General features: G+C 71.7%; 7 protein-coding genes. 4 read left to right on the forward strand and 3 right to left on the reverse strand.

Going from position 1 to position 12,209, the window contains the following annotated elements; all coding sequences use genetic code 11:
• Positions 1 to 268: 268 nt before the first annotated feature.
• Positions 269 to 4,795 carry a HAMP domain-containing protein gene (locus OTB16_RS21400; protein WP_267722024.1) on the forward strand — a complete coding sequence of 1,509 codons (4,527 nt, stop codon included), beginning with the start codon at positions 269 to 271 and terminating at the stop codon, positions 4,793 to 4,795.
• A 252-nt stretch (positions 4,796 to 5,047) separates the two neighbouring features.
• Entirely contained in the window at positions 5,048 to 7,372 is a 2,325-nt protein-coding gene (locus OTB16_RS21405; RefSeq protein WP_267722025.1) for a SpoIIE family protein phosphatase, read from the forward strand.
• Here OTB16_RS21405 and OTB16_RS21410 read toward each other — a convergent pair whose 3' ends face one another.
• The 3 genes from OTB16_RS21410 to OTB16_RS21420 all read right to left on the reverse strand — a co-directional run bounded on the left by OTB16_RS21410 (position 7,373) and on the right by OTB16_RS21420 (position 10,160).
• Positions 7,373 to 7,867: an ATP-binding protein gene (locus OTB16_RS21410; protein ID WP_267722027.1), complete on the reverse strand. Its 495-nt coding sequence runs from the start codon at positions 7,865 to 7,867 to the stop codon at positions 7,373 to 7,375. It lies immediately after the preceding gene.
• Positions 7,868 to 8,008: 141 nt separating this feature from the next.
• Positions 8,009 to 9,100, reverse strand: a complete 1,092-nt coding sequence (locus OTB16_RS21415) for a YihY/virulence factor BrkB family protein (RefSeq protein WP_267722028.1) — start codon at positions 9,098 to 9,100, stop codon at positions 8,009 to 8,011.
• A 76-nt stretch (positions 9,101 to 9,176) separates the two neighbouring features.
• Positions 9,177 to 10,160 carry a magnesium and cobalt transport protein CorA gene (locus tag OTB16_RS21420; protein WP_267722030.1) on the reverse strand — a complete coding sequence of 328 codons (984 nt, stop codon included), beginning with the start codon at positions 10,158 to 10,160 and terminating at the stop codon, positions 9,177 to 9,179.
• A 126-nt stretch (positions 10,161 to 10,286) separates the two neighbouring features.
• Between OTB16_RS21420 and OTB16_RS21425 the strand changes: the two genes are divergently transcribed.
• Together OTB16_RS21425 and OTB16_RS21430 are read left to right on the forward strand one after the other, a co-directional pair.
• Positions 10,287 to 11,279 (forward strand): GlxA family transcriptional regulator, encoded by a 993-nt coding sequence (locus OTB16_RS21425; protein WP_267722032.1) that lies wholly within the window; start codon positions 10,287 to 10,289, stop codon positions 11,277 to 11,279.
• 169 nt (positions 11,280 to 11,448) lie between these two features.
• Positions 11,449 to 12,072 (forward strand): isochorismatase family protein, encoded by a 624-nt coding sequence (locus OTB16_RS21430; RefSeq protein ID WP_267722033.1) that lies wholly within the window; start codon positions 11,449 to 11,451, stop codon positions 12,070 to 12,072.
• The last annotated feature ends 137 nt before the right edge of the window (positions 12,073 to 12,209 follow it).

The raw sequence follows: 12,209 nt of genomic DNA on the forward strand, positions 1-12,209 counted from the left end.
GAGCCCCGCCGGACACTCTAGGGGGTGTCGTCAAACGCCTTCCTGCCGTGCGGCGCCCCTCACGCACGCCCGCCTTTCGGCCCGGTGCCCGGCGGGCACCGGGCGCGGGTGGCCCGGCTGCTCACCGGTCCCGTACGTGCACCGGCGGCCGGGGGCATAGCCTGGCTCGGGCACGCTCGAACCTTCGGGCGGATCCTGGGTAGAGGGAGATGGGGCAGGGATGGTCGAGCCGGCGGTTGCAGCGACGGGCGTGAAGGTGTCAGGGGCGGTGGGAGAGCCGGAGCTGCGTCAGCTCCTGGCCGGCCTGACGGCCGTCCGGGACGGTGATTTCGGCACCCGCCTGCCCGACGAGGCCGACGGACTGCTGGGGGAGATCGCCACCGTCTTCAACGGCATGGTCGACCAGCTCTCCCTGTTCACGTCGGAGGTGACCCGCGTCGCCCGCGAGGTCGGAACCGAGGGAACCCTGGGCGGTCAGGCCGAGGTTCCGGGCGTCTCCGGAACGTGGGCCGACCTGACGGACTCCGTCAACGCGATGGCCGGCAACCTCACCACCCAGGTACGGGACATCGCCCAGGTGGCGACCGCCGTGGCCCGCGGTGACCTGTCGCAGAAGATCGACGTGGCGGCCCGGGGCGAGATCCTGGAGCTGAAGGACACCGTCAACACGATGGTCGACCAGCTGTCCTCCTTCGCGGACGAGGTCACCCGGGTGGCGCGCGAGGTCGGCAGCGAGGGACGGCTCGGCGGTCAGGCCGAGGTGCCCGGCGTGGCCGGAGTCTGGCGCGACCTGACCGACTCGGTGAACTTCATGGCCGGCAACCTGACCGACCAGGTCCGCAACATCGCGCAGGTGACGACGGCGGTCGCCAAGGGCGACCTGTCGCAGAAGATCGCCGTCGACGCCCGCGGCGAGATCCTGGAGCTGAAGAACACCATCAACACGATGGTCGATCAGCTGTCCGCGTTCGCCGACGAGGTCACCCGCATGGCCCGGGAGGTCGGTACGGACGGCCGGCTCGGCGGGCAGGCGGACGTGAAGGGGGTCTCCGGCACCTGGCGGGACCTGACCGACTCGGTGAACTTCATGGCCGGGAACCTCACCGCGCAGGTCCGCTCGATCGCGGAGGTCGCCACCGCGGTCGCGCAGGGCGATCTCTCGCAGAAGATCCGGGTCGACGCGCGGGGCGAGATCCTGGAGCTGAAGACGACGATCAACACGATGGTCGACCAGCTGTCGGCGTTCGCCGACGAGGTCACCCGCGTCGCCCGGGAGGTCGGTACGGACGGCCGGCTCGGCGGGCAGGCGGACGTGAAGGGGGTCTCCGGCACCTGGCGGGACCTGACCGACTCGGTGAACTTCATGGCCGACAACCTCACCGCGCAGGTCCGCTCGATCGCGGAGGTCACCACCGCGGTCGCGCAGGGCGATCTCTCGCAGAAGATCCGGGTCGACGCCCGGGGCGAGATCCTGGAGCTGAAGGAGACCATCAACACGATGGTCGACCAGCTGTCCGCGTTCGCCGACGAGGTCACCCGCGTCGCCCGGGAAGTGGGCACCGAGGGCAACCTGGGGGGCCAGGCCACCGTACGGGGCGTCTCGGGCACGTGGAAGGACCTTACGGACAACGTCAACGTGATGGCGTCGAACCTGACGGGGCAGGTGCGGTCCATCGCCCAGGTGGCGACGGCCGTGGCCCGTGGCGACCTGTCGCAGAAGATCATGGTGGAGGCGAAGGGCGAGGTCGCGGCGCTGGCCGGGGTCATCAACACGATGGTGGACACGCTGTCCGCCTTCGCGGACGAGGTCACCCGCGTCGCGAGGGAGGTCGGAACCGAGGGCCGGCTCGGGGGCCAGGCGCGGGTGCCCAACGTGGCGGGGACCTGGAAGGACCTCACCGACAACGTCAACTCCATGGCGAACAACCTGACCGGGCAGGTCCGCAACATCGCTCTGGTCACGACGGCGGTCGCCAACGGTGACCTGTCCAAGAAGATCGACGTCGATGCCCGGGGCGAGATCCTGGAGCTGAAGACGACGATCAACACGATGGTCGACCAGCTGTCCTCCTTCGCGGCGGAGGTGACCCGTGTGGCGCGTGAGGTAGGCAGCGAGGGCAGGCTGGGCGGTCAGGCCGAGGTCGAGGGCGTGTCCGGTACCTGGAAGCGGCTGACGGAGAACGTCAACGAGCTCGCCGGGAACCTGACCCGGCAGGTCCGTGCGATCGCCGAGGTCGCCAGCGCCGTCGCCGAGGGCGACCTGACCCGCTCGATCACCGTGGACGCCTCCGGTGAGGTCGCCGAGCTGAAGGACAACATCAACTCGATGGTCGGCTCGCTCCGCGAGACGACCCGCGCCAACCAGGTACAGGACTGGCTGAAGTCCAACCTGGCGCAGATCTCCGGCCTCATGCAGGGCCACCGCGACCTCGCCGTCGTCGCCGAACTCGTCATGGACGAACTGGCGCCCCTGGTCGACGCCAGCTACGGGGCCTTCTACCTCGCCGAGGAAACCGACGGCGAGACCTGGCTCTCCCTGATCGGCTCGTTCGGACGGCCCGCCGACCGCCCCGCCGCCCAACGGGTGCGATGCGGGGAGACCCTGGTGGGACAGGCGGCGCGCAGCCGCCGCATCCTCACCACCGACAACCTGCCGCCCGGCTACCTGATCTCCTCCGGACTGGGTGCGGCCACGCCCGCGAACCTCATCGTGCTGCCCATCCTCGTCGAGGACCAGGTCCTCGGGGTCATCGAGCTCGCCACCTTCAGCAGCTTCACCCCCGTGCACCGCGACTTCCTCGGACGCCTCATGGAGACGGTCGGGGTCAACGTCAGCACCATCGTCGCCAACGCGCGTACGGACGAACTCCTCGGCGAGTCGCAGCGCCTCACCGGCGAACTGCAGGCGAGGTCGGAGCAGTTGCAGGTCCAGCAGGACGAACTCCAGCGCTCCAACGCCGAACTGGAGGAGAAGGCAGCCCTCCTCGCCACGCAGAACCGCGACATCGAGACGAAGAACCTGGAGATCGAGCAGGCCCGCCAGGAACTCGAAGACCGGGCCCAGCAGCTGTCGCTCGCGTCGAAGTACAAGTCCGAGTTCCTCGCCAACATGAGCCACGAGCTGCGCACACCGCTCAACAGCCTGCTCATCCTGGCCCAGCTCCTCTCGCAGAACCCCAGCCGCAACCTGACGCCCAAGCAGGTGGAGTACGCCGGCATCATCCACTCCGCCGGGTCCGACCTCCTCCAGCTCATCAACGACATCCTCGACCTGTCGAAGGTCGAGGCGGGCAAGATGGACGTCAACCTGGAACGGGTCTCGCTCAAGCGGCTCCTCAACTACGTCGAAGCCTCCTTCCGGCCGCTGACCAGCCAGAAGGGCCTCGACTTCGACATCATGAGCTCGGCCGGCGTACCGGTCGACCTGCTCACCGACGACGCGCGGCTCCAGCAGATCCTGCGCAACCTGCTGTCCAACGCGGTCAAGTTCACCGAGAGCGGCCGGGTCCAGCTGCGGATCGAACCCGCGAACGCCGGGGAACTGCCCGTCGAGCTGACCCGGGCGGGGTCCGTCGTGGCGTTCAAGGTCGTCGACACGGGCATCGGCATCGCCGAGGAACAGCTCGAGGTGATCTTCGCGGCGTTCCAGCAGGCCGACGGCACGACCAGCCGCAAGTACGGCGGCACCGGACTGGGGCTGTCCATCACCCGGGAGATCGCCCGGCTCCTCGGAGGCGTGGTCACCGCGAGCAGCACGCCGGGCGAGGGGTCGACGTTCACGCTGTACCTGCCGGTCTCGCGACCCGACTTCGTCGAGCGGGACGCGGAGGTCCCCGCCCTGGAGCCCGCCGCCTCCGCCGCCGCCGCCCGGCCGGGCGAAGGCGCCACCGAGGCGGCGCAGGGCCGCCATCCCCGACGGCTCCTGGTGATCGAGGAGCGCAGCAACGGTCTGCTCAGCCTCGTCGCCGAGAGCGCCGCGTCCGATCTGATGGCCGGGCGGGCCACCGCGGGACCGTCCGACCAGGTCGAGGTGGTCGCCGCCGTGACCGCCGCGGACGCCGCCGCCGTGCTCGCCCAGTCCCCGTTCCACTGCGTGGTCCTCGAACTGGGCTCCAGCGGCGAGGCCTTGAGCTTCCTCCAGGCCATGGCGGGGGACTCGGCCCTGGCCTCCCTGCCGGTGCTCGCCCACGACAACCGGCGCATGACCGGAGAACAGCAGCGGGAAGTGGCCCGGCACGCGACCGGTCAGCGCCTGGAAGTGCTCTCCAGCCTGGACGAACTCCGCGAACGGATCACCCTGCACCTGTCGGTGGACCGGCTCGGGGACGTCCTCCCCCTCGTCCGGTCCGACGGCGAACCGGCCCCGGCGCAAGCCGCGTACATCGACCCCAGCCTCGCCGACCGGTCCGTCCTGGTCGTCGACGACGACCCGCGCAACCTGTACGCGATCAGCGGCATCCTCGAACTCCACGGCATCCGGGTCCTGCACGCCGAGAACGGGCGCAAGGGCATCGACACCCTGATGAGCACCCCGGGCATCGACCTCATCCTGATGGACGTCATGATGCCCGAACTGGACGGGTACGCCGCGACCGCGGAGATCAGGAACATGCCCCAGTACGCGGACCTGCCGATCATCTCGGTCACCGCCAAGGCCATGCCCGGCGACCGGGAGAAGAGCATCGCCTCGGGATCGAGCGACTACGTCACCAAGCCCGTCGACGCGAACGACCTGATCGCGCGGCTCCGCCGGTGGCTCCTGCCCCAGGACACCTCGGGTTCCTCCCGTGGCTGACCTTCCCGCCCCCCTCGACACCACGGAAGAAGCCGACGTCAGGTGAGCAACGCCCACGACGACTCCGGAGCCCCCGGGCACCCCCTTCCCCAGCCCGGGCACACCGGCGCTCCGGAGGGCCCTGCCGCGCGCCGCGCGGGCGAGCGGGGGACCGGGGCGACGGCCGGGGAGGCGGGGACCGCGGGAGGTCCGCAGGATGCGGGAGTTACCGGGGATGCGGGGGATCCTCCCCGCGCTCAGCAGGCGAGCGGGGTGGGACGGCTCGCCGCCACCGTGGAGCGGTTGCGGCAGGAGGCCCTGGAAGCCCAGTGGGCCGCCGACGGGCGCGCGCTGATCGAGATGGCCAAGGGGATCCTCGTGGGCCGGCTGGGGTGCGGGCCCACCGAGGCGTCCCGGCAGCTCACCCGGCTGGCTGAGCAGTCGGGCGCCACCGTCCTGGGCCTGGCCGTCGACGTCATCAACCAGGCCGCCCGCGACCAGGTCAGCGAGATCGCCGAGCAGTTCCTGAAGTCCGCCGACGCGGAGCCGTCCGACGCGCGGGAGCCCGCCCCCGCCGTCCGGCTGCGGTCCGCGGAGAGCCGCGTACTGGCCGCGACCGACTCCCAGGCCGTCGCCACCGCCCTGCTGGAGAACGCGCTCGGGCCGCTGGGCGCGTACGGCGTCGCCATCTGGCTGGTGGGTTCCGACTCCTCGCTCGCCCTGGTCGGTCAGGCCGGGTTCACGGATGAGGAGGCGGGCCGCTGGCGATACGTTCCGCCGGAGGTGGCCACCTGCGCCCGCCTGGCGCTGCACAGCCGGGACCTCACGGTGCTGCCCAGTCTCGCCGACGCGGGGATCCCCACCATCGGCCGCCGCCAGCACCCCGACGGCGGACGCGTCGTGGTCCCGGCGGGAACCGGGGGACGCATCCACGGTGTGCTCGAAGTGAGCTGGCCGGACCGGCTGCCGCCGCAGCCGCCGCAGATCCTGCGGCAACTGTCGGCCCTGGCCGAGCTGTGCGCCCACACCCTCGAGGAACGGCCCCCCGAGGAGCACCCCCGTGCCACGGGCCCCTCACCCCTGGCCGGTGTCGCGGAGCTGACCGACCTCGCCGACCACCTCTACGACCCCGTACTGGTCCTCACCCCCCACCTCGACGCGGGCGGGCAGCTGTCCGACTTCCGCATCCACCACACGAACCACCGCTTCGTCGACCCCGCGGGCCGTCCCCGCTCGCTCGTCGCCGGCGCGTACTTCCTCGAGGCCTACCCCGCCGCCGCCGAGGCCAACGGCCTCTTCTCCAAGCTGGAACGGGTCTACGCCACCGGGGAGCCCTGCCAGGCGCCGCGCACGACCCTGACGGCGTTCGTCGGGGAGGTACCCCTCACCTCCGTCGCCGACGTCAGCATCAGCCGGCACGGCGCCGCCCTCCTGCTCATCTGGAAGATCGAGGACGAGACCGCACGGCTGGCCAGCCTCCTGCAACACGCCCAGCGCCTCGGCCGCGTCGGCGGTTTCGAACAGGACGTACGGACCGGCGCCATCACCTGGAACGGTCAGCTGTTCACCCTGTTCGGGCTCGCCCCGACCGCCTCTCCCGTCCCCCTCGAAGACCTGGCCGCCCACGCCCACCCCCACGACGTGAACTCGATCGGCCGGTTCCTGCGCACGCTCCTGCACCGGCTGCGCGAGTCCTCGGTGGACTTCCGCCTGAGGCGTCCCGACGGCATCATCCGCCACATCCGGATCGTGGCCGAACCCGTCCTGGACGACCTGGGGCAGCTGCGGTCCGTACGGGGCGCCTGCCAGGACATCTCGGCGCAGCACTGGACCGAGGTGGCCCTCGCCGCGACACGTGACCAGCTCGCCAGCAGCGAGGCCGAATCCGCGGACCGCACCAAGCTCGCCCTCCAGCTCCAGCAGGCCATCATGCCGCCCGCCCCGGCGCCCCTGGAGGTCGCCGGCATCCGCATCGCCGTCCGCTACCGTCCGGCGGAGACGCAATCGCTCGTCGGCGGCGACTGGTACGACTCGGTCGTGCTGCCCGACAAGAAGATCCTCATCAGCGTCGGCGACGTGGCGGGCCACGGCATCCAGGCGGCCACCGGCATGGTCGTCCTGCGCAACGCGCTGCGCGGCCTCGCCGTGACCGGCGCCGGGCCCGCGCAGCTGCTCTCCTGGCTGAACACCGTCACGTACCACCTCACCAGCTACCTCACCGCCACCGCCGTCTGCGGGATCTACGACCCGGCGACGCGCTCGCTCCGCTGGGCGCGCGCCGGACACCTGCCGCCCGTCCTGGTACGGGGGACGGACGCGCGGTCCTTCCCCCTCACCTCCGGGGCGCTCCTCGGAGCGCTGCCCGACGTGGTCTTCGCGGAAGAGGAGGTGCAGCTGGAACGCGAGGACGTGCTGCTCATGTACACCGACGGACTCGTAGAACGGCGGGACGCCTCCGTCACGGACTCCCTGGCGCAGCTCCTCGAGGTGGCCTCGCGGCCCGCGGACTCGCTGGAGAAGCGCCTCGACAACCTGCTGACCTACAGCGCCTCCGACACCGACGACGACACGTGCCTCATCGGTGTCCAGGTGCGCTGATCAGCCCGCGGCGGGCCCACCGGGCGTCCCGTCGGCCAGATCGCCGGCGCAATCGTGGGCGGGATCGACGTCAGGATCGCCGGCGGGATCGTCGGCCAGCGCGATGGCGGCCGTGACCCGCTTGCCGGCGCCCTCGGGCCGTACGCGGAACGTCCGGGCGGCGGCGATGACGATCTCCAGCCCGTGCTGGCCGACCCGGTACGGGTCGGGCGTCAGGACGGCCGGAGGCGTCGGGCTGCTGTCCCACACGCTGACCTCGACGCAACCGTCCTGGACCCCCAGCCCGAGGAGGTAGGGCCCGGGCGCGTACTTGCGGGCGTTGGTGACCAGCTCGCTGACCACCAACTCGACGGTTTCCAGCGCACGTACGGACACGGCAAGCCCGTGCTTGTCCTGTACGTCCGCCAGGAACGAGCGGGCCAGCGCCCGCGCGGCCGCGACCCTCTCGGTGCCTTCGAACGCGGCGGAAACCGATATGGAGCGATGGGTCCACATGTACCGGCCGCTGCCCTCCGCCGACTCGTACGCCGGTCCCGTCCTGCCTGCCCGGCGCGCACACCCGCCCGGGGACGTCTTCCCGGGCATTCTACGGAGGGCGGCGGTCCACCCGGCCCCGGGGTACCGGCGGACCCGGAGTCACTCCATCCTGCGGCGGTCCGCGTCGCTCCAGGCGCGGGTGTCACGCGGCTGGACGTACGGCTCCTCGTCCTCGGGCATCCCGCCCGCGATCGCGCGCTGGCGGGCCATCTCCGCGTCGAACTCCAGGCCGAGGAGGACGGCGAGGTTGGTGATCCACAGCCACACGAGGAAGACGATCACACCGGCGACCGTGCCATACGTCTTGTTGTAGGAGGCGAAGTTCGCGACGTAGAACGCGAATCCCGCCGAGGCGATCATCCAGATCACCAGGGCCAGGAAGCTGCCGGGGGTCACCCACTTGAGGCCGCGGCCCTTGGCGTTCGGGGCCGCCCAGTACAGGAGCGCGATCATGACCGTGACGAGGAGCACCAGGACGGGCCACTTCGCGATCGACCACACCGTCAGGGCGTGGTCGCCGATCCCCAGGGCGGCGCCCGCCTGCCGGGCCAGGCCGCCGGTGAAGACGACGATCAGCGCGCTGGCGCAGGCGAGGACCATCAGCGTCACGGTGAGCGCCAGGCGCAGCGGCAGGACCTTCCACACCGGCCGGCCCTCGGGGATGTCGTAGACGGCATTGGAGGCGCGGATGAACGCGGCGATGTAGCCGGAGGCGGACCACACGGCCACGACCAGACCGACGACCGCCAGCAGCGATCCGATGCCGCTGCGGCCCTGGAGCTGTACGACCGCGTCGCTGATCACGTCGCGGGCGGAGCCGGGAGCCAGCTGTTGCAGGTTGTCCAGCACCTGCTTGGTCGCCGACTCGCCCGCCATGCCCAGCAGGGACAGGAGAACCAGCAGGGCGGGGAAGAGCGCCAGGACCCCGTAGTAGGTCAGGGCGGCCGCGCGGTCGGCCAGCTCGTCGTTCGTGAACTCCTTGGCCGTCCCGCGCAGCACGGCGAGCCACGACCGCCCCGGGAGGGCGGAGGGCTGATCGGGGGCCCGCTCCTCCACCCGGGGGCCCGGGCCCGCGCCGACTTCCGCGCCGGTGCCGTCGTTCCTGCCCGCGCCGGTGCCCGCGCCGTCGCCCGCGCCGGTGTCGGGACGCGCGTGCTCGCCGTCCCGGTCCGCCTTCGAGATGTGTTTCATACCCTGCGGCTTTCCCGTTCCGCGGCAGTCATGTCCGTACGGGGACACCGGCCGCGGGCGACGGGACGCGCCGGGTTCACAGCCAGCCGTTGCGGCGGAAGGCGCGGTAGAGGGCGCCCGACGCGCCCGCCATGAGGCAGACGGCGAGCGGGTAGCCGTACGTCCAGCCGAGTTCCGGCATGTGCTCGAAGTTCATGCCGTAGACGCCGGCGACCATGGTCGGGACGGCGAATATCGCCGCCCAGGCCGAGATGCGCCGCATGTCGTCGTTCTGCCAGGTGCCCACGCGGGCCTGCTGGGCGTCCAGGACCGAGTTCAGCAGCTCGTCGAGGGTGCGCACCTCGATGTCCGTGCGGTGCAGGTGGTCCGCGACATCGCGGAAGTACGGAACGATCTCCGGCGGATGGTCCTCCCGGCCCAGCCCGCTCAGCAGGCCGTTCAGGACGGGGACGAGCGGCTGCACCGCGTCACGGAACTCGCGGACCTCCCGCTTGAGGGAGTAGATGCGCTCGGTGTGGTCGACGCGCGCGGTGGAGAACACCTGGTCCTCCAGCCGGTTCAGCGCGCTGCGCACCCGGGCTGCGGCGTCGCTGTAGGCGTCGACGATGACGTCCAGGACGGCGTGCAGGGCGGCCAGGGAGCCGAGGTGCGGCATGTCGGGGTCGGCCCCGAGCCGGCGGGCCGCCTCGGGGCAGGGGTCGACCGTCCCGTGCCGGACGGTCAGGAGGTAGCGGGGTCCGGCGAAGAGCATCATCTCGCCCGTCTCCACCGCCGACTCCTCCTCGACGTACCAGAGGGTCTTCAGCGCGACGGCCAGGACGTCGCCGAAGCGCTCCCGCTTCGGGCGCTGGTGCGCGTGCACCGCGTCCTCGACGGCCAGGGGGTGCAGGCCCAGCTCCTCGGCCAGCTGGACGAGTTCGTGCTCGGACGGATCGACCAGGCGCACCCAGCCGAACTCACCCTCGCCGAGCCCCCGCAGCCGCTTCAGCACCAGCTGGCAGTCCTCGTCCTCCACCTGGCACTCGACGGTCTCCGACCGGTCCGCCCGCTTTCCGTACACCACGCATTCCATCTCCCGCGCATGCTTCGACGCTCGCGTTTCATGCGCGGGTGTCCCGCACGGCATGTCCGAATGTGACAGGGAATCGTCATTGCGGCCGCGGACGGGTGAGCCGAGGATGGGGGCATGTCCCCTTCGCACCGGGTCGTCATCGCGGTCTTCCCCGATGTCGACCTCCTCGACGTCACCGGCCCGGCCGAGGTGTTCGCGCTGGCCAACCGTGAGACCGCGGGCCGCGCCGAATACCGGGTCCGCCTGGCCGGACCGGTCGCCGGCGAGGTCCGCACGTCGGCGGGGGTACGGCTGCTCACCGATCTGACCTTCGACGAGGTGGGCGGGCAGGTGGACACCCTGCTGGTGCCCGGCGCGGTCGACATGACCGGCGACGGACCGGTCGCCCGCGTCGACACCGAGGTCGTGGAATGGGTCAGGGCGACCGCCCCGCGGGCCCGGCGCGTGGCATCGGTGTGCGTCGGAGCGCACGTACTGGCCGCGGCGGGACTGCTCGACGGGAAGACGGCGACCACCCACTGGTCGACGGCCGCCCAGCTCGCGGCCGACCACCCGGCCGTCACGGTCGACCCGGACCCGATCTTCGTCCGCACCGACCGCGGCCGGCTGTGGACCGGGGCCGGGATCAGTGCCTGCCTCGACCTCGCCCTCGCCCTGGTGGCCGAGGACCTGGGGGAGGAGGCCGCCCTGTCGGTGGCGCGGCAGTTGGTGATGTACCTCAAGCGCCAGGGCGGCCAGAGCCAGTTCTCCGTACCGCTCAGCCGACCAGCCTCCGAGCGGCGCGACATCGACGCACTGCGCCTGTGGATCGCCGACCACCTGGACGAGGACCTGTCCGCACCGGCCCTGGCGGCCCGTATGTGCCTGAGCGAACGGCACTTCGCCCGGGTGTTCAAGCAGGAGACGGGCACCAGTACGGCCGACTACGTCGCCGCGGCCCGGGTGGAGGCGGCCCGCCGGCTGCTGGAGAGCACCGACCTCTCCCTGGAGCAGGTCGCGGCCGTCGCCGGCTTCGGTTCGGCCGAGACCCTGCACCGGGCTTTCCGACGACAGCTCGCCACCACCCCGGGCGCCTACCGCCGCCGCTTCCGCACCCGGACCTCCTGACCCGGGCCGCCCCGGCTGCCCCGAACCTTCCCGGGCCTTCCCGGACCTTCGGGCCGGACTTTCTGTTTCCGCCCCACGGGACGGCACCGCCATGCCCGGAACCCGCTGTGACCCGAGCCCGCCATGCCCCGAACGCTCTGTGACCCGAACCCCCTGTGAAAGGCTCCCGATGAACGCGATCCGCCCCTCCACGACCCTGCGCGACGTGATCGGCCTGGACAGCCGGCCGCCCCGCCTGGCCGAGTCCGCCCTGATCATGATCGACTTCCAGAACACCTACCGCACCGGGGTCATGGCCCTCGACGGCGCCGAGGAGGCACTCGCGGCGGCCGCCCGCCTGCTGGACCGCGCCCGTACCGCCGGCATCCCGGTCGTCCACGTCGTCAACGATGGCGGGGAGGGAACCCCGTACGACATCCGGGCCCGCATCGGGGCCGTCAGTGACGAGGTGGCCCCGGCGGACGGTGAACCGGTCGTGGTGAAGCGGTTCCCCAACTCCTTCCACGCCACCGAACTGGAGAAGACGCTGCGCGACCTGGGGATCACCCCGGAAGGCGGCACGAGCCTGGTCCTGGCCGGTTTCATGACACACATGTGCGTCAGCCACACCGCCCAGGGCGCCTTCAATCTCGGCTACCGGCCGACCGTCGTCGCCGACGCCACCGCCACGCGGGCCCTCACCGCCCCCGACGGCTCCGTCCTGCCCGCCGCCGTCCTCCAGACCGCCGCCCTGACCACGATCACCGACCTGTTCGGCACCGTCGTCCCCACCGCCGGCGCCCTCCCCGCCTGACCGGGCCCTGCCGGCCGGACCCCGCCACCGACCCCGCCGGAAGCGGGGTCGGCGGCGGCCATGTCGGTGGCCGTGCGGAGGGTCGATCCTCCGTACGGTTCTCGTCAGGCTCCGTCACACCGAACCCGCCCGCCCGC

The organism is Streptomyces antarcticus (assembly GCF_026627255.1).
Taxonomy (GTDB): domain Bacteria; phylum Actinomycetota; class Actinomycetes; order Streptomycetales; family Streptomycetaceae; genus Streptomyces; species Streptomyces antarcticus.